This window comes from Nocardioides sp. (assembly GCF_035503875.1).
Lineage (GTDB): Bacteria > Actinomycetota > Actinomycetes > Propionibacteriales > Nocardioidaceae > Nocardioides.
On record NZ_DATJTA010000019.1, the window covers coordinates 21,978 to 38,600 of the forward strand.

General features: G+C 72.7%; 18 protein-coding genes. 16 read left to right on the plus strand and 2 right to left on the minus strand.

The window, feature by feature from the left end:
• The first annotated feature begins 10 nt into the window (after positions 1–10).
• From VMF51_RS04885 to VMF51_RS04940, 12 genes are all read left to right on the plus strand, one after another.
• Positions 11–481 carry a shikimate kinase gene (locus VMF51_RS04885; protein WP_414689442.1) on the plus strand — a complete coding sequence of 157 codons (471 nt, stop codon included), beginning with the start codon at positions 11–13 and terminating at the stop codon, positions 479–481.
• The gene (gene aroB / locus VMF51_RS04890; RefSeq protein ID WP_325473281.1) at positions 478–1,596 is read left to right on the plus strand and encodes a 3-dehydroquinate synthase; all 1,119 of its coding nucleotides are present in this window, start codon (positions 478–480) and stop codon (positions 1,594–1,596) included. Before VMF51_RS04885 ends, aroB begins: the two co-directional genes overlap by 4 nt.
• A complete protein-coding gene (locus VMF51_RS04895) occupies positions 1,593–2,036 on the plus strand; it encodes a type II 3-dehydroquinate dehydratase (RefSeq protein WP_325473282.1) in 444 nt (147 codons plus the stop codon). Before aroB ends, VMF51_RS04895 begins: the two co-directional genes overlap by 4 nt.
• A 72-nt stretch (positions 2,037–2,108) precedes the next feature.
• Positions 2,109–2,672, plus strand: a complete 564-nt coding sequence (gene efp / locus VMF51_RS04900; protein WP_325473283.1) for an elongation factor P — start codon at positions 2,109–2,111, stop codon at positions 2,670–2,672.
• The gene (gene nusB / locus VMF51_RS04905; protein WP_325473284.1) at positions 2,672–3,076 is read left to right on the plus strand and encodes a transcription antitermination factor NusB; all 405 of its coding nucleotides are present in this window, start codon (positions 2,672–2,674) and stop codon (positions 3,074–3,076) included. Before efp ends, nusB begins: the two co-directional genes overlap by 1 nt.
• Before the next feature lie 33 nt (positions 3,077–3,109).
• The gene (locus tag VMF51_RS04910) at positions 3,110–3,898 is read left to right on the plus strand and encodes a DUF1206 domain-containing protein (RefSeq protein ID WP_325473285.1); all 789 of its coding nucleotides are present in this window, start codon (positions 3,110–3,112) and stop codon (positions 3,896–3,898) included.
• A 16-nt stretch (positions 3,899–3,914) separates the two neighbouring features.
• Complete coding sequence (locus VMF51_RS04915; RefSeq protein ID WP_325473286.1) at positions 3,915–5,276, plus strand: NAD(P)/FAD-dependent oxidoreductase; 1,362 nt, start codon at positions 3,915–3,917, stop codon at positions 5,274–5,276.
• A gap of 60 nt (positions 5,277–5,336) precedes the next feature.
• Positions 5,337–6,500 (plus strand): hypothetical protein, encoded by a 1,164-nt coding sequence (locus VMF51_RS04920; protein ID WP_325473287.1) that lies wholly within the window; start codon positions 5,337–5,339, stop codon positions 6,498–6,500.
• Between the two features lie 104 nt (positions 6,501–6,604).
• Complete coding sequence (locus tag VMF51_RS04925) at positions 6,605–7,621, plus strand: NADPH:quinone reductase (RefSeq protein ID WP_325473288.1); 1,017 nt, start codon at positions 6,605–6,607, stop codon at positions 7,619–7,621.
• Positions 7,622–7,741: 120 nt separating this feature from the next.
• Positions 7,742–8,392: a SatD family protein gene (locus VMF51_RS04930; protein ID WP_325473289.1), complete on the plus strand. Its 651-nt coding sequence runs from the start codon at positions 7,742–7,744 to the stop codon at positions 8,390–8,392.
• Positions 8,389–9,132: a hypothetical protein gene (locus VMF51_RS04935; protein WP_325473290.1), complete on the plus strand. Its 744-nt coding sequence runs from the start codon at positions 8,389–8,391 to the stop codon at positions 9,130–9,132. Before VMF51_RS04930 ends, VMF51_RS04935 begins: the two co-directional genes overlap by 4 nt.
• Before the next feature lie 39 nt (positions 9,133–9,171).
• The gene (locus tag VMF51_RS04940; RefSeq protein ID WP_325473291.1) at positions 9,172–10,386 is read left to right on the plus strand and encodes a DUF480 domain-containing protein; all 1,215 of its coding nucleotides are present in this window, start codon (positions 9,172–9,174) and stop codon (positions 10,384–10,386) included.
• Positions 10,387–10,399: 13 nt separating this feature from the next.
• On the opposite strand, the gene VMF51_RS04945 is transcribed toward VMF51_RS04940, so the two are convergent.
• Both VMF51_RS04945 and kstD read right to left on the minus strand, forming a co-directional pair.
• Positions 10,400–11,248, minus strand: coding sequence for a MaoC family dehydratase (locus VMF51_RS04945; RefSeq protein WP_325473292.1), 849 nt, complete (start codon positions 11,246–11,248; stop codon positions 10,400–10,402).
• Positions 11,248–12,915, minus strand: coding sequence for a 3-oxosteroid 1-dehydrogenase (kstD, locus tag VMF51_RS04950; protein WP_325473293.1), 1,668 nt, complete (start codon positions 12,913–12,915; stop codon positions 11,248–11,250). The genes VMF51_RS04945 and kstD overlap by 1 nt, the downstream gene beginning before the upstream one ends.
• 34 nt (positions 12,916–12,949) lie before the next feature.
• Between kstD and VMF51_RS04955 the strand changes: the two genes are divergently transcribed.
• The 4 genes from VMF51_RS04955 (at position 12,950) to VMF51_RS04970 (ending at position 16,561) form a co-directional block, all read left to right on the plus strand.
• Complete coding sequence (locus tag VMF51_RS04955) at positions 12,950–13,759, plus strand: 2-keto-4-pentenoate hydratase (protein ID WP_325473294.1); 810 nt, start codon at positions 12,950–12,952, stop codon at positions 13,757–13,759.
• 4 nt (positions 13,760–13,763) lie between these two features.
• Positions 13,764–14,678: an acetaldehyde dehydrogenase (acetylating) gene (locus tag VMF51_RS04960; protein ID WP_325473295.1), complete on the plus strand. Its 915-nt coding sequence runs from the start codon at positions 13,764–13,766 to the stop codon at positions 14,676–14,678.
• Between the two features lies 1 nt (position 14,679).
• The gene (gene dmpG, locus VMF51_RS04965) at positions 14,680–15,762 is read left to right on the plus strand and encodes a 4-hydroxy-2-oxovalerate aldolase (RefSeq protein ID WP_325473296.1); all 1,083 of its coding nucleotides are present in this window, start codon (positions 14,680–14,682) and stop codon (positions 15,760–15,762) included.
• 121 nt (positions 15,763–15,883) lie between these two features.
• The gene (locus tag VMF51_RS04970) at positions 15,884–16,561 is read left to right on the plus strand and encodes an IclR family transcriptional regulator (RefSeq protein WP_325473297.1); all 678 of its coding nucleotides are present in this window, start codon (positions 15,884–15,886) and stop codon (positions 16,559–16,561) included.
• Positions 16,562–16,623: the final 62 nt, after the last annotated feature.

A 16,623-nucleotide genomic window follows, 5' to 3' on the forward strand; every position in this document is an offset into this window, starting at 1 on the left:
GGTCGGCCCGATGGGTGCCGGGAAGACCACGGTGGCCGAGCTGCTCGGGGAGACCTGGGGCGTGGGGGTGCGCGACACCGACCACGACGTCGAGGCGACGGCGGGCAAGCCGATCAGCGAGATCTTCGTCGACGACGGCGAGGAGCACTTCCGCGCGCTCGAGCGGGCGGCGGTGGCCACCGCCCTCGCGGAGCACGACGGCGTGCTGGCCCTCGGCGGGGGTGCCGTCCTCGACCCCGGCACCCGCGAGCTGCTCGTCGGGCACCGCGTGGTCTTCCTGCGGGTCGGCCTCTCCGACGCCGTCAAGCGGGTCGGGCTCGGCGTGGGCCGTCCGCTGCTGCTCGGGAACGTCCGCTCCCGGGTCAAGACCCTGCTCGACGAGCGCACGCCGATCTACGAGCAGGTCGCCACCCAGGTCGTCGACACCGACGGCAAGGACCCCGCGGACGTGGCCCGCGAGATCGAGGAGGCCCTGCGATGAGCGGGAGCACGAGCGAGAGCACCGTCCTGCACGTCGGCGGCGCGGCGCCGTACGACGTCGTCGTCGGGCACGACCTGGCCGGCCGGCTGCCCGGCATCCTCGGCCCCGACGTCCAGCGCGTCGCCCTCCTGTACGCCGGCACCCTGGGCCACCTCGCGGACAAGATCCTGGCCGCGCTGGTCGACCACTACGACGTCCTCGCGCTCGGCCTGCCGGACGGCGAGGACACCAAGACCGCCTCGGTCGCGAACGACTGCTGGGAGGCGCTGGGGGAGAGGGGCTTCACCCGCTCCGACGCCGTCGTCACCGTCGGCGGCGGCGCCACCACCGACCTGGGCGGCTTCGTGGCCGCATCCTGGTTGCGCGGGGTCCGCGTCGTGCACGTCCCGACCACGCTGCTCGGCATGGTCGACGCCGCGGTCGGCGGCAAGACCGGCATCAACACCGGCGCCGGCAAGAACCTGGTCGGTGCGTTCCACGAGCCGGCCGGGGTGCTCTGCGACCTGGCCACCCTGCGCACCCTGCCCCGCGAGGAGCTCGTCGCCGGGCTCGGCGAGGTCATCAAGTGCGGCTTCATCGCCGACCCGGTGATCCTCGACCTCGTCGAGGGGACCGAGCCCGACGCGCTCACCGCCGACTCCCCGGTCCTGCGCGAGCTGGTCGAGCGCGCGATCCGGGTGAAGATCGACGTCGTGGTCGAGGACCTCAAGGAGACCGGAGGCTGCGACGGCCACCCGGGGCGCGAGGCCCTCAACTACGGCCACACCCTGGCCCACGCGATCGAGCGGGCCGAGGACTACGGGATCCGGCACGGCGAGGCCGTCGCGATCGGTTGCGTCTTCGTGGCCGAGCTGGCCCGTCGCGCCGGCCTGATCGACGAGGCGCTGGCCGAGCGGCACCGCTCCGCGTTCGGCCGGGTCGGACTTCCGACGTCGTACGACGCCGCCTCGTTCGAGGACCTGCACGCCACCATGAAGGTGGACAAGAAGTCCCGCGGCTCGCAGCTGCGCTTCGTCGTGCTCGGCGCACTCGCCCGGCCTCAGGTGCTCGCCGGCCCCTCCGAGGACGACCTGCGCGCGTCGTACGCCGCGCTCGCCGCCGGCGGTGCCGCATGAGGGTCCTGGTGCTCAACGGCCCCAACCTCGGCCGCCTCGGGCGCCGGCAGCCGGAGATCTACGGCCACACCACCCACGCCGAGCTCGCCGAGCAGTGTGTCGCGTGGGGCCGCGAGCTCGGCCTGGAGGTCGAGGTCCGCCAGACCAACCACGAGGGCGTCCTGCTCGACTGGCTCAACGACGCCGCCGACGACGGCGACGCGGTCGTGCTGAACGCCGCCGCGTGGACGCACTACTCGTACGCGATCTTCGACGCGTGCGCCCAGCTGACCGGCCCGCTCGTGGAGGTGCACATCTCCGACCCGCACCAGCGACCCGAGGAGTTCCGGCACACGTCCGTGGTGACGCCGCACGCGGTCGAGGTGATCGCCGGCCACGGCATCGACGGCTACCGGAGGGCGCTGGTGGCCATTTCGTCCGCCGAGCCGCCCCGACGCTAGAATCATCGGCTGTCGCCCACGCACCGCGCCGGCGACGTCCCCGCCACCTGACCCGAAGGCTGACACGCGCGCATGGCAACGACGAACGACCTGAAGAACGGCATGGTTCTCAACATCGACGGTCAGCTCTGGGCCGTGACCGAGTTCCAGCACGTCAAGCCCGGCAAGGGCCCGGCGTTCGTGCGCACCAAGCTCCGCAACGTCGAGTCGGGCAAGAACGTCGACAAGACCTTCAACGCCGGCACCAAGGTCGAGACCGCCACGGTCGACCGTCGCACCATGCAGTACCTCTACAACGACGGCACCAGCTTCGTCTTCATGGACACCGGCACCTACGAGCAGCTCGAGGTCGCTCCGGAGATCCTCGGCGACGGCGCCAACTTCCTCCTGGAGAACCAGGAGGCCATCGTGGCCACCAACGAGGGCCGCGTCCTGTTCGTCGAGCTCCCCGCGTCGGTCGAGCTCGAGATCACCTTCACCGAGCCGGGCCTCGCCGGCGACTCGGCCACCGGCCGCACCAAGCCCGCCACGCTGGAGACCGGCCACGAGATCCAGGTCCCGCTCTTCGTGAACCAGGGCGAGAAGGTCAAGGTCGACACCCGCGACTCGTCGTACCTCGGGCGGGTCAAGAGCTAGTGAGCGCCCGTTCCAAGGCCCGCAAGCGGGCGCTGGACATCCTCTTCGCCTCGGACCTGCGGGGTGAGTCGGCGGTCGACGCGCTGGAGCGCGCGATCGCCGACGACGAGGGACCGACCAACGAGTACACCGCCGTCCTGGTCCGCGGCGTCGTCGAGCAGCAGGCCCGGCTGGACGAGCTGCTGACGGCGTACTCCGAGGGTTGGACGCTGGCCCGGATGCCCGCCGTCGACCGCAACGTGCTGCGCCTTGGCCTCTGGGAGCTGCTCTACGCCGACGACGTGCCCGACGCGGTCGCCGTCAGCGAGGCGATGGCGCTGGTGCGCGACCTGTCGACCGACGACTCGCCGCAGTTCGTCAACGGCGTCCTCGGCAACCTGCAGCGAAACAAGGCCTCCCTGTAGCGAAGAGCCGCTCATCCGGGTACCTGTCCGGGCATGGACATCACGCACCAGGCCGAGCGGGCCGGCCGCCAGGCCCACCACAGCGAATGGATGGATCACGCGGTCCGCGCCGGACTGGTCGCCTACGGCATCGTCCACCTGCTGATCGCCTGGCTGGCCCTGCAGCTGGCCTTCGGTGACCGCGAGGGCTCGCCGTCGAGTTCGGGCGCGCTCCACCAGCTCGCCGAGCAGCCCTTCGGCAAGGCGCTGGTCTGGCTGGTCGCGATCGGCCTGTTCCTGCTCGTGATCTGGCGCGTGCTCGAGGCGGTCGTCGACCGCTCGGTCAGCGCCGCCGGCAAGGCCGTGCTGTACGGCGCCCTCGGCGTGAGCGCGGTCCGGGTCGCGACCGGCTCCGGTGGGGGGAGCGGTGACGGCACCGACACCTGGACCGCGAAGCTCATGGACCTGCCCGGGGGGCAGGCCCTCGTCGTCGCGGTCGGCGTCGGCATCATCGCCTACGGCGGCTACGAGATCGTGAAGGCGTGGACCGAGAAGTTCGCGAAGGAGCTCGACGCCGAGGGCAAGAGCGGGAGCACCGGGTCGGCGTACCTGCTCTTCGGCAAGATCGGGTACGTCGCCAAGGGCATCGCCGTCGGCATCGTCGGCGCCCTGTTCGTCTACGCGGGCGTCACCCACGAGGCCGACAAGTCCGGCGGGCTCGACCAGGCGCTCTACGAGGTGCTCGACCAGCCGTTCGGGCCGTTCCTGGTCGGCGCGATCGCCATCGGGATCGGCTGCTTCGGGCTGTTCTGCTTCGCCCGCGCACGCCACCTCGCGCGCTGACCCTAGAGTCTCTGCCATGGCTGAGAAGCAGGTGGACGTCGTCGTCGTCGGACTCGGACCCGGTGGGGAGTACGCCGCCCAGAAGCTGGCCGAGGCGGGGCTGCGGGTGGTCGGCGTCGAGCGAGCCCTGGTGGGCGGCGAGTGCCCCTTCTACGGCTGCATCCCCTCGAAGATGATGATCCGGGCGGCGGACTCGCTGGCCGAGGCCCGGCGCGCGGTCACCCTCGCCGGCGAGGTGCGGGTCGTGCCCGACTGGACCCTGGTCGCGACCCGGATCGACAAGCAGGCCACGAACCACTGGAACGACGAGTCGCACACGACGCGTCTGGAGGAGGCGGGCGTCGAGATCGTCCGCGGCCACGGCCGACTCGACGGCACCGGCCGGGTCACCGTCGACGGCACGACGTACGTCGCCGCTCGAGGCGTCGTCCTCAACGCGGGCACCGAGCCGGCCACGCTGCCGATCGACGGTCTGGCCGGCACGCCGTACTGGACCAACCGCGAGGTGATGCGGCTGACCGAGCTGCCCGCCAGCCTGGTCGTGATCGGCGGCGGCCCGATCGGCGCGGAGCTGGCCCAGGCGTTCAGCCGGTTCGGGGTGCGAGTGACCGTGCTGGAGGCGGCTGACCGGCTCCTCGGCCCGGCCGAGCCCGAGGCCTCCGCCGTGATCGCCGAGGTCTTCGAACGCGAGGGGATCGAGGTCGTCACCGGGGCGAACATCTCCCGGGTCAGCCACGACGGGACCTTCCACGTCGAGGTCGACGGGCGCACCATCGACGCCGAGCAGCTGCTGGTCGCCGCGGGGCGGCGTACCAACCTCGCGGACCTGGGGCTGGAGACGGTGGGCCTCGACCCGCAGGCGAGGGTCGTCGAGGTGGACGAGCACCTGCGGGCGGGCGAGCGGCTCTGGGCGGTCGGCGACATCACCGGCAAGGGCCAGTTCACCCACGTCTCCATGTACCAGGGTGAGCGGGTGGTCCGCGACATCCTGGGCCGGGACGGGGCGGTGGCGGACTACCGGGCGCTGAGCTGGGTCACCTTCACCGACCCCGAGGTGGCCGTCGTCGGGATGACCGAGCGGCAGGCGCGCGAGGCCGGCCTCAACGTCGTGACCGGGCACGCCGACATCCCGGAGTCGAGCCGGGGCTGGATCCACCAGGCTGGAAGCGACGGCATCGTGAAGGTCGTCGCCGACGCCGACCGCGGGATCCTCGTCGGGGCGTGCGTGGCGAGCCCGGCCGGCGGCGAGGTGATCGGACTGCTCGCGACCGCCGTGCACGCGGAGGTCCCGGTCGCCACCTTGAAGGGGATGCACTTCGCCTACCCCACCTTCCACCGCACCATCGAGTCCGCGCTGGACGACCTCGGCGACGTGTGAGGGACGCCCGGAGCGGGCAAGGGTGAGCGCAGCACCAGCACCCGGACGGAGCCCACGCCGATGACCCAGCAGCCCCACGACCCGGCCTGGGGACGGCCCGCACCGGATCTCGCCGACACCAACGACCGTCTCTACACCCCCGAGGACCTCGCGGCGTACGCCGCCGGCCAGGCGCCCCCGGACCGCCCGACGGCGGTGCCGCCCCCGCCGGCGTACCCGCCGCCCGCGAGCCCGCCCGCGGCGGCTCCTCCGGCCGCGGAGGACGAGGATGCCGAGGACCCGCGGCGGTTCATGACCGCGACCGACTTCCTCGACCGGCGCGCCGGCGACGCCGACCCCGGCCCCGCGACCTGGGGCTGGCGGGGCCGCGCGCGGCGCTGGTCGGGCGGCCTGGTGAAGCCGCGGATGGGGGCCGAGGAGCTGGAGCACGTCCAGGACCGGCGCACCATCCAGCGAGACTTCGAGGGACCGCGCACCATCGCGTTCATCAACCCCAAGGGCGGGGCGGCGAAGACGACGAGCGTGCTCGCCGCGGGCTTCACGTTCGGCACGGTCCGCGGCGGCGGGGTCGTCGCCTGGGACAACAACGAGACGCGGGGGACGCTCGGGATCCGGGGCACCCGGAGCACGCACCGCAACACGACCCGGGAGCTGCTGGAGGACCTCGGTCGGTTCAACGACGTCTACCAGTCCCGGATCGGCGACCTCGGGGCCTTCGTGCGCTCGCAGGGCGACGCGCACTTCGACGTCCTGGCCTCCGACGAGCGGCCCGACGTGACCGGCATGATCCACGCCGACGACTTCAACGCCGTGCACCGGCTGCTGGAGCGGTTCTACCGTCTCGTCCTCGTCGACACCGGGAACAACATGCGAGCGGAGAACTGGCTGGCCGCCGCCGACGCCGCCGACCTGCTGGTGGTCACCAGCACGATCCGCGAGGACACCGGCTACAGCGGGCTGTGGATGCTGGACGCCCTGCAGGACGCGGGCTACCAGAACCTGAAGTACAAGACCGTGACCGTGCTCTCCGACCCCTCGGACCAGGTCGACGACAAGCTCGCCCGGGACCTGGTCGACGTCTACGAGCAGCGCACCCGGGCGGTCTACCGGGTGCCGTACGACCCGGCGCTGGTCTCCGGCTCGGTGGTGCCCTACGACCAGCTGTCGGCGGGCACCCGGCGGCAGTGGCTGCGGGCGTGCGCGGGGATGGCCTCGGCGCTCTGAGCCCGACCGGCGCCGGCCGGATCGCCGGTGCGAGCATGGGAGCTCCTCCGGTTGGTCACTCGGAGGGACGGCGTATCCCGGAACCGAAAGAGGCGAACACGAACATGCGTGCGGTGACGTACAGCGAGCCCGGCCCCTCCAGCGTACTGCGGGTGGTCGACCGGGACCTGCCGGAGCCGGGTCCCGGGGAGGTCCGGGTGCGGATGGTGCGCGGCGGGGTGAACCCGACCGACTGGAAGTTCCGGGCGAACGGGATGAACGGCACGTACGACGAGGTCGCGCCCGGCCAGGACGGCTCGGGCGTCATCGACGCGGTCGGCCCGGACGTCGCGGGCTTCGCCGAAGGGGACCGGGTCTGGCTGGTGCTGGCCCAGTCCGGCCGCTGGCTGGGGACCGCGGCCGAGTACACCGTCCAGCCGGTCGAGCGGGTCGTGCACCTGCCCGTCGGGGCGTCGTACGACCTCGGTGCATCGCTCGGCGTGCCCGCCGTGACGGCGCACCGCGCCCTGACCGCCGGCGAGGACGTCACCCGGCTCTCACCGGGCGCGATGTCGGGGATGACGGTCCTGGTCGCGGGGGGAGCGGGGGCGGTCGGCAACGCGGCGATCCAGCTCGCCCGCTGGGCCGGCGCGACCGTGCTGACGACGATCAGCAGCGACGAGAAGGCCGCGCTGGCGGTGGCCGCCGGAGCGCACCAGACGGTGAACTACCGGGTCGCCGACGCCGCGGCCGAGATCCGTGCCCTGTGTCCCGAGGGCGTCGACCTCGTCGTCGAGGTCGCCCTGGCCCAGAACGTCGCGCTCGACGCCGAGGTGCTGCGCAACCGCGGGACGATCGCCTACTACGCCGACAACGGCGGTGCCGAGGCGACCGTGCCGGTCCGCGGCACCTTCGCGAAGAACCTGCGACTGCAGGGCCTGCTGCTCTACACCCTCGGCGCCGACCTGCTCGAGGCCGCCACCGTCGACGTCAACGCCGCCGTCTCCAACGGCGCCCTCCGCGTCGGCGAGGACGCCGGCGTCCCGCTCCACCACTTCCCGCTCGACGAGCTCGCCGCCGCCCACGACGCCGTGGAGTCCGGCGCGGTCGGCAAGGTCCTCCTCGACATCTCCGAGGACTGACCGCCGAGTCGGCAGAAGTTGCGCGCCGAGTCGGCAGAACTTGCGCGCGGCCTCGGAGCTGCTCGATCCGCGAATGAAGGAAATGCCTTCAGTTTGACAGAATGAAGCTATGCTCTTCATATGGCGGAGGTGAAGCCCGAGCCGGTCGTCGTCATCGGTGACGTGGTCGGATCGCGAAGGTCGGGGGACCGGTCGCGGCTGCACGACCTGCTGAGTACGGCGCTCGCCGAGGTGAACCGGCGCTGGGACGCCGACCTGCGGATCACCGTCGGCGACGAGTACCAGGGCGCGCTGCCGAGCATCGGCGCCGCGACGGCCGCGGTGCTCGCGCTGCGGGTCGCCCTGCTTCCGGAGCACGATGTCCGCCACGGGATCGGGCGCGGCGAGGTCCGCATCCTCGACCCTCGGACGGGCGTCCAGGACGGTCCCGGCTGGTGGGCGGCGCGCGCGGCGATCGACGCGGTCCACGACCTCGCCGGCCGGCCCGCCACGCGCGGGGCGAGGACGGCGTACCGGGACGCCGAGGAGGACGAGGATCTTCGGCTCGGTATGCCGGTGGCTCTCCGGTCGGCGCTGCTCGCGCGGGACGAGCTCGTGGGAGGCCTCGACGAGCGGTCACTGTCGGTGCTGCGTGGTCTGCTGACCGGACGCACCCAACGAGAGATCGCCGCGGAGCTCGGCCTGTCCGAGTCGGCGGTGTCCCAGCGGGTGCGACGCGACGGCATCGGGGTGGTGCTGCAGACGACGGGGTGGTTGGAGGACCTGGAGTGAGCTGGCTCGGGCTGCTGCTGATCGGCCTGGGCATCTCCGATCTCGTCTGCTCCCTGCTGCGGCGCCCGCGGATCGCCGAGCTGGCCGGCGCGATGTCCGTGCTCGCCCTCGGGCCGGTCGCCGGGCTGACCTCGGCGGTGGAGCTCGCCTCGGTCGCTGTCGTGGCCGGGATCGTCGTCGTCTGGGGGCGGAGCGTCAGCTACGCCTTCGGTTCCGGTCCGCCCGCGCTGCCGCTGACCGTCCTGGGCGTCGCGCTGGGTGCCGCCGTGATCGCGTCCGGCGCCGCTCCCGCGGCCGGCGGACTCCTCGGCGACTGGCTCGGGAGCGCCGGACTGGACGCGTTGGCCGATCTCGACCCGGACCGCGCGCTCCTGCTGGCGGGTGCCGTCCTCGTCCAGCTCTCGACGGGCAACGTCGTGGTGCGACTCGTGCTGGCGGCCAGTGGCACCTCCAACCCGGTCCGGATGGGGCGCGACGCGCCGGAGCCGGCGCTGAAGGGTGGACGGCTCCTCGGCCCGATGGAGCGGCTGATCATCCTCGGGCTCGGCCTGGCCGGCGAGGTGACCGCCGCCGGCATCGTGATCGCCGCCAAGGGACTGCTCCGCTTTCCCGAGCTCCAGGCCACGCGCCGGGAGCAGCCACGGGGGCCGGGGATCCATGCGGTCACCGAGTACTTCCTGGTGGGCAGCTTCGTCAGCTGGCTCGTCTCCCTCGCGTCGCTGGCTCTCCTGGCCGCCTGACCGCTCGACCACCCGGGGGCCATCGCTAGGCTGACCGCCGTGAGCGACGACCTCCCCGTCCTGGACGCCGAGGAGCAGCGGGTGCTCGGCGCGCTGCTCGAGAAGCAGCGGACCGTGCCCGCGTCGTACCCCCTCTCCCTGAGCGGGCTCCGTACGGCGTGCAACCAGACCAGCAGCCGCGAGCCCGTCGTCGAGTACGACGAGCGGACGGTCGAGCAGGCCGGCCGCCGGTTGAAGGAGAAGGGGCTGCTGCGGATCGTCTGGTCCGACACCGGTCGCCGGACGCTGAAGTACCACCAGGTGCTCGACGAGGCGCTCGGCCTCGGCGACGAGGAGCGCGCGCTGCTGACCGTGCTGCTGCTCCGGGGGCCGAACACGCCCGGCGAGCTGCGCACGCGCACCGAGCGGCTGCACCCGTTCGCCGACCGCGGCGCCGTCGAGGGCTGCCTCGCGGTGATGGCGGAGCGCGGCCTCGTCCAGGTGCTGCCCCGCCAGCCCGGCCAGCACGACCCCCGCTGGGTGCACCTGCTGGGCGAGGTGGCCACTCCGGCCGGGGCCGCGACGAGGGCGCCGTCCGTCGACCGCGAGTCGCCGGTCGCCGACGGAGCCGACGCCCGGGACGACCGGGTGCGGGCGACGTACGCCGCCGTCTCCGAGACGTACGCCGACCGGCTGTCCGACGAGCTCGACGCGCTGCCGCTTGAGCGGTGGCTCCTGGACCGGGTGGCCGCGCACGCCGACGGCGGACCGGTCGTGGAGGTCGGGAGCGGGCCGGGGCACGTGACCGCCCACCTCGCCGCGCGAGGTGCCGACGCGCGGGGGATCGACCTGACGCCGGAGATGGTCGAGCAGGCGCGGCGACGGCACCCCGGAGTGCGGTACGACGTCGGCGACCTGCGTCGGCTGATGCGTCCCGAGACCGCGCCGGGCTGGCGGGCGGTGCTCGCGTGGTACTCCCTCATCCACCTGGCCGAGTCCGAGCTGCCCGCCGCGCTGATGGCGCTGCTGCGCCCGATCGACGCGGGCGGTTGGCTGGTGCTGGCGATGCAGGCCGGCGACGAGGTCACCCGGGTGACCAGCTGGTTCGACGAGGAGGTCCCGCCGCTCGACTTCGTGCGTAACGACCCGGCCACGATCGTCGCGCTCGTCGAGGCGGCGGGCCTGGTCGACGTCGAGTGGTACCTGCGCGGCCCCGTCGCCGACCGCGGCGAGACCACGCAGCGGCTCTACGTGCTGGGCCGGGTGCCGGACTAGGTCCGACGGGCACTCAGGCCGTCGTCAGCACCACGTCGCCGAGCACGGGCGCGCCGTCGCGCTCGCCGCCCGCGACGGTGGCCGAGCCGAGGATCCGGCCGTCCTCGCGCCAGCCGCGCACCCGGATCGTCTCGCCAGGGAACACCACGCCCGCGAACTTCACCCCGAAGCCCGCGACGGCACTCGCGTCGCCGTCGAGGAGCTGCTCGGTGAGGGTGCGCAGCACGATGCCGTAGGAGCACAGACCGTGCAGGATTGGCGCCGGGAAGCCGGCGCCCCGCGCGAACTCCGGGTCGGCGTGCAGCGGGTTGCGGTCCCCGCAGAGCCGGTAGAGCAGCGCCTGCTGCGGCAGCACGTCGTACGTCGTGTCCGCATCGGCCGCGCGCTCGGGAAGCACGACGGGCTCGGACGTCCCGCGGTCCCCGCCCCAGCCGCCCTCGCCCCGGACGAAGATCGACGAGCGGGTGGTCCACAGCTCCTCGCCGTCGGGGGAGGTGGCGACGCCCTCCTGCCAGATCACCGCGGCCTTGCCCTTGTCCCAGACGTCGCTGATCCGGGTCGAGACCCGGGCCGAGCCCGAGGTCGGGATCGCGCCGGTCACGCTGATCGACTGCGACCCGTGCACCACCTGCGCGAGGTTGATGTCGCACCCGGGCAGGTCGAGCGGCGGCGGGTCGCTGGCGTGGAAGGTCGGGGCCACCACGCCGAACGAGGGCAGCACCTGCAGCCCGGCGCTCTCCAGCGTGTACGACAGGTCGCTCGCGCCGATCGCCAGGTGGTAGAGCAGCACGTCGCTCTCGGACCACGAGAACTCGGTCGAGCCGAGGTCGGCGCCGATGGCCTTGTCGGGGTCGATGGGCATCAGGCGCCTCCCTGCGCGATGGACTCGGCGGCAAGATAGCCGAAGACGAGGGCGGGTCCGATGGTCCCCCCGGGGCCGGGATAGGTGTGGCCCATGACCGCGGAGGACACGTTGCCGGCGGCGTACAGCCCCGGGATCGTGGAGCCGTCGGGACGCAGCACCCGGGCGTGCTCGTCGGTGACCAGGCCGCCCTTGGTGCCGAGGTCGCCGGGGACGATCTTGACGGCGTAGAACGGTCCCTGGTCGATGGTGTGCAGCGACGGGTTCGGCTTGACCGTGGGGTCGGAGTAGTACTTGTCGTACGCGCTCTCGCCGCGGTGGAAGTCCTGGTCGACGCCGGTGCGGGCGTAGCCGTTGAAGCGGTCGACGGTGGCCCGCAGCGTCTCGGCGGGCACGCTGATCTCCGCCGCGAGCTCCTCGATGGTTGCCGCCTTGCGCACCACGCCCTCCTTGTACCAACGGCCCGGGAAGGGCTGGCGCGGCATCAGGCCGGCGAAGACGTAGCGGTTGCGGTAGCGCTGGTCGATCACCATCCACGACGGCACGTGGCCGACGCCGGTCGCCTCGCCGCCGTACATCGCGTGCACGGCCTCGACGTACGGCAGCGCCTCGTTCATGTAGCGCTTGCCGACCTGGTTGACGATGATCGAGCCGGGCAGGTTGCGCTCGGCCAGGCAGAACCAGGGCCGGCCGGGGAGCGGGATCGTCGGCCCCCACCAGCCGTCGTCCATCAGGTCGGTCTCCGCTCCCGCGGTGATCCCCGCGAGGAGGCCGCCGCCGGTGTTGAACTGCGAGCCGGTCGTCCACTCGGCGGAGGTGGGCTGGGGGAGGTACTTCTCCCGCAGCTCGCCGTTGCGCTCGAAGCCGCCGCTGCCCAGGATGACCCCGCGCCGCGCGCGGACGACGTGCTCCTGGCCGCCCTGACGGACCCGGACGCCCACCACCCGGCCGTCCTCGAGGGCGACGTCGGCGAGCTCGGTCTCGTAGTGCACGGGGACGCCGGCGTCGGCCAGGCCCTGGCGGAGACCGATCGCGATCGCGTTGCCCATGGCGTACATCCGTCGCCGCAGCAGCCCGCTGAGGATGCGGCGCAGCGTCACCTTGACCATCGTGATCGGGCCGCGCAGGGTGCGCATGCCGAGGCTGATCTTCCGGAAGTCGGCCTGCGTGACGATCATGTTCGCCGGCGCCTTGGTGTACGGCGGGTGCAGTCGGTCGAGCTCGTCGCCGAGGAACCGCGCGTCGAGCGGGATCGGCTCGACGGTGCGTCCCTTCGGCCGGCCACCCGGCTGCTCGGGGTGGTAGTCGGCGTAGTCGGGCACCCAGGTGAAGCGGACCGGCGTGTGCTCGCGGATGAAGTCCATGACCTCGGCGCCGCGGTCGACGTACGTGTCGCGGCGGACCTTGGGGACCACGTCGCCGACGATCGAGTCCAGGTAGAGCTTGGAGTTCTCCAGCGGGTCGTCCTGACCCGCCTGCTTCAGGGCGTAGTTCCCGGGGATCCAGACACCGCCGCCGCTGCGGGCGGTGGAGCCTCCGAAGTACGCGCTCTTCTCGAGGAGCACGGTGTCGAGACCGTGCTTGGCGGCGGCGAGCGCGGCGGACATCCCGGCAGCGCCGGCTCCGACCACGACGACGTCGACGGCCTCGGGCAGGGGGGTCGTCATAGCGCGAAACTGTAACAGGTTCTACTCTGGTCCCGTGATCGATCAGGATGCGGTCCAGGCCGCTGTCACGCGCCTGGCCGAGGCCCAGGCCACCCGCGTGCCCTGCCCACCCGTCCGCGACCTCATCGGCACCGACGACCTGCCGGCGGCGTACGCCGTGCAGCAGGGTCTGGTGCGCGCCCGCCTGGTCGGCGACGTCACGGTGGTGGGCCGCAAGATCGGCGCGACGTCCGAGGCCGTGCAGCGCCAGCTGGGGGTCGACCAGCCCGACTTCGGCTACCTGCTCAGCGACATGGACGTCAGTGCCGGGGCCGACGGCGGCGGCCCCGTCTCGATGCGCACGCTCGTGCAGCCGCGCGTGGAGGGCGAGGTGGCGTTCGTGCTGGCGCACGACCTCGACCCCGCCGACGAGGCCGACCTGACCCTCGATGCGGTCCGGGGCGCCGTCGAGGTCGCGCTGCCCGCGCTGGAGATCGTCGACTCGCGGATCGCCGACTGGGACATCGGGTTCACCGACACCGTCGCCGACAACGCCTCCAGTGGGCTGTTCGTCGTCGGCCGCGACGGCCGCACCCTCGACGAGCTGGAACCCCGCGACGTCACCATGTCGCTGACCATCAACGGCGAGGAGCGCTCGTCGGGCACCGGCGCCGCCTGCCTCGGCGACCCGCTCGAGGCGCTGCGCTGGCTCGCCGTGCAGGCCCGGCGCTTCGGCGACCCGCTGCGCGCCGGCCACCTGATCCTGTCCGGGGCCCTCGGCCCGTTCGTGCCGTTCGCCCCGGGTGACCGGGTCGAGGCGACCATCAGCGGCTTCGCGCCGCTCCGCGTCACTTTCGAGGAGTGAGCACATGGCAAAGCTGACCGCAGCGATCGTCGGGCCGGGGAACATCGGCTCCGACCTGATGTACAAGCTGCTCCGCTCCGACGTGGTCGAACCGCGCTGGATGATCGGCGTCGACCCCGCCAGCGAGGGCCTGCGGCTCGCGCGGGAGAAGGGGCTGGAGTCGACCCACGAGGGCGTCGACTGGCTGCTCAAGCAGGACCAGCTCCCCGACCTGATCTTCGAGGCGACCTCGGCGTACGTGCACCGCGAGTACGCCCCGCGCTACGAGGAGGCCGGCATCCGGGCGGTCGACCTGACCCCCGCGGCGGTCGGGCCCGCCGTGATCCCGCCGGTCAACGGCCAGGAGCACGTCGGCGCGATGAACGTCAACATGATCACCTGCGGTGGTCAGGCGACCATCCCGATGGTGGCCGCGGTCTCGCGGGCCGTCACGACGTACGGCGGGGTCTCGTACGCCGAGATCGTGGCCTCGGTCTCGAGCATGTCCGCCGGCCCCGGCACCCGCGCCAACATCGACGAGTTCACCCGCACCACCGCGGCGGGCGTGGAGACGATCGGCGGTGCCGAGCGCGGCAAGGCGATCATCATCCTCAACCCCGCCGAGCCGCCGATGATCATGCGCGACACGATCTACTGCGCGGTCTCGCCGGACGCCGACCGCGACGCGATCGTGCAGTCGGTCGTCGCGATGGAGAAGGCCGTGCAGGAGTACGTCCCCGGCTACCGGCTGCTCCAGGAGCCGCAGCTCGACGAGCCGTCGGCCGCGACCCAGGGGCAGCTGAAGGTGTCGATCTTCGTCGAGGTGGAGGGCGCCGGCGACTACCTGCCGCCGTACGCCGGCAACCTCGACATCATGACCGCCGCCGCCGCGCAGGTGGGGGAGAACATCGCCCGATCGATCCTCGCCGGGAAGGCCTGACATGAGCGACCTGAACACCCTGACCCGCACCTGGTCCCAGACCGACCCGGGCAGCGGGCTGGATCTCCGCCTCACCGACACCTGCCTGCGCGACGGCTCGCACCACAAGCGGCACCAGTTCACCGCGACCGAGGTGCACGACATCGTCGAGGCCCTCGACGAGTCCGGGGTGCCGGTCATCGAGGTCACCCACGGCGACGGCCTCGGCGGCTCGTCGTTCAACTACGGCTTCTCCCGGACGCCGGAGCAGGAGCTCATCCGGATCGCGGCCGAGACGGCGAAGCGGGCCAGGATCGCGTTCCTGATGCTGCCCGGCGTCGGCACCAAGGACGACATCCGCGCCGCCCAGGACAACGGCGGCCAGATCTGCCGGATCGCGACGCACTGCACCGAGGCCGACACCTCGATCCAGCACTTCGGCCTGGCCCGCGAGCTCGGCCTGGAGACGGTCGGCTTCCTGATGATGAGCCACACCCAGCCGCCCGAGGTGCTGGCCAAGCAGGCCCGGATCATGGTCGACGCCGGGAACCAGTGCGTGTACGTCGTCGACTCCGCCGGTGCGCTCGTCATGGAGCAGACCGCCGACAGGGTCGCCGCCGTGGTGGCCGAGATCGGCCACGAGGCCACGGTGGGCTTCCACGGCCACGAGAACCTCGGTCTCGGCGTCTCCAACACGGTCATCGCCGCCAGGGCCGGCGCGACCCAGATCGACGGGTCGGTGCGCCGCTTCGGCGCCGGCGCCGGCAACACGCCGCTGGAGGCGTTCGTCGGTGTCTGCGACAAGCTCGGGTGGAAGACCGGCATCGACTTCCTGACCATCGTCGACGCGTCCGAGGACGTCATCAAGCCGGCGATGCCCGAGGAGTGCCAGCTCGACCGGATGACGCTGATGATGGGCTACGCCGGCGTCTACTCGTCGTTCCTCAAGCACGCCGGCAACGCGGCGGAGCGGTACGGCGTCTCCGGAGCGAAGATCCTGCTGGAGGCCGGTCGGCGCAAGCTGATCGGCGGCCAGGAGGACCAGCTCGTCGACATCGCCCTGATGCTGAAGGCCGAGCAGGACAAGGCGGCCGCCAACAGCTGAGTACGTCGCGCGACCCGCGGGTCCGCGCGAACCTCTGGCTCCCGATCCCCGGGGGCGCTACTGTGCGCAAAACTAGAATGCGTTCCAGTTTCGGGACTGGTGCTGTGAGGAGAGGGGTCGCATGACCGCGGTACCACAGGAGATGCTGCCGACGATGCTGGGGCGAGCGACCCTCATCCTCGACGTGTTCGAGGATCCCGAGCGGCGACTCACCCTGGGACAGGTCGCGGTGCAGACCGGGCTGCCGCGCTCGACCGCGCACCGGATCCTGGACCAGCTCGTCGGCCTGGACTGGCTCACGCACACCGACGGCGGCTACCTCCTCGGCCGGCGTGGCCGGACCTGGGGGCGTCCCGGCCGGCCGCGGGCCGACCTGCAGGAGGTCGCCGCACCGGAGCTCGCGCGACTCGCCGGCTGCGGGGGAGCGGTGCACCTCGGCCGGCTGGACGGCGGCGACGTGGTGCTCCTCGCCGGCCGCGGCGACGGTGCGGGCCGCGTCGGCACCCGACGTCGGGCCGAGCGCTCCGCGCTGGGGCGCGCCGCGCTCGCCACGCTGACCCCGGAGGAGGTCGACGACCGCGTCAGCGGCGCCGACCTCGCCCAGCTGTACGCCGAGCTGCACCGCGCCCGCCGTACCCAGCTGGTGTGCCGCGACGTCGGCGGCGGTCTGGTCGCCGTCGCGTCGCCGGTCGCCGCCGGTGCGGCTCTCGAGCTCGTGGTGCCCGCCGGTCGCGCCGACCGGCTCGGTCCGCTGGCCCGCGCCGCCGCCTGCCGGGTGCGCGAGGCGCTCGGCGCCTGACCTCCGCTGCCGCCGGGGATCCGCTGTCGGATCCCCGGCGGCAGCTGCGTTCGGGCCTCGAC

Excerpts from the sequence above, each read along its gene's own strand:
- efp (WP_325473283.1), top strand. The coding sequence starts at position 2,109 with ATGGCAACGACGAACGACCTGAAGAACGGCATGGTTCTCAACATCGAC.
- VMF51_RS04925 (WP_325473288.1), top strand. The coding sequence starts at position 6,605 with ATGCGTGCGGTGACGTACAGCGAGCCCGGCCCCTCCAGCGTACTGCGG.
- VMF51_RS04895 (WP_325473282.1), top strand. The coding sequence starts at position 1,593 with ATGAGGGTCCTGGTGCTCAACGGCCCCAACCTCGGCCGCCTCGGGCGC.
- VMF51_RS04915 (WP_325473286.1), top strand. The coding sequence starts at position 3,915 with ATGGCTGAGAAGCAGGTGGACGTCGTCGTCGTCGGACTCGGACCCGGT.
- VMF51_RS04920 (WP_325473287.1), top strand. The coding sequence starts at position 5,337 with ATGACCCAGCAGCCCCACGACCCGGCCTGGGGACGGCCCGCACCGGAT.
- VMF51_RS04945 (WP_325473292.1), bottom strand. The coding sequence starts at position 11,248 with ATGCCCATCGACCCCGACAAGGCCATCGGCGCCGACCTCGGCTCGACC.
- kstD (WP_325473293.1), bottom strand. The coding sequence starts at position 12,915 with ATGACGACCCCCCTGCCCGAGGCCGTCGACGTCGTCGTGGTCGGAGCC.
- VMF51_RS04885 (WP_414689442.1), top strand. The coding sequence starts at position 11 with ATGGGTGCCGGGAAGACCACGGTGGCCGAGCTGCTCGGGGAGACCTGG.
- VMF51_RS04910 (WP_325473285.1), top strand. The coding sequence starts at position 3,110 with ATGGACATCACGCACCAGGCCGAGCGGGCCGGCCGCCAGGCCCACCAC.
- VMF51_RS04970 (WP_325473297.1), top strand. The coding sequence starts at position 15,884 with ATGACCGCGGTACCACAGGAGATGCTGCCGACGATGCTGGGGCGAGCG.
- dmpG (WP_325473296.1), top strand. The coding sequence starts at position 14,680 with ATGAGCGACCTGAACACCCTGACCCGCACCTGGTCCCAGACCGACCCG.
- VMF51_RS04960 (WP_325473295.1), top strand. The coding sequence starts at position 13,764 with ATGGCAAAGCTGACCGCAGCGATCGTCGGGCCGGGGAACATCGGCTCC.
- VMF51_RS04930 (WP_325473289.1), top strand. The coding sequence starts at position 7,742 with ATGGCGGAGGTGAAGCCCGAGCCGGTCGTCGTCATCGGTGACGTGGTC.
- aroB (WP_325473281.1), top strand. The coding sequence starts at position 478 with ATGAGCGGGAGCACGAGCGAGAGCACCGTCCTGCACGTCGGCGGCGCG.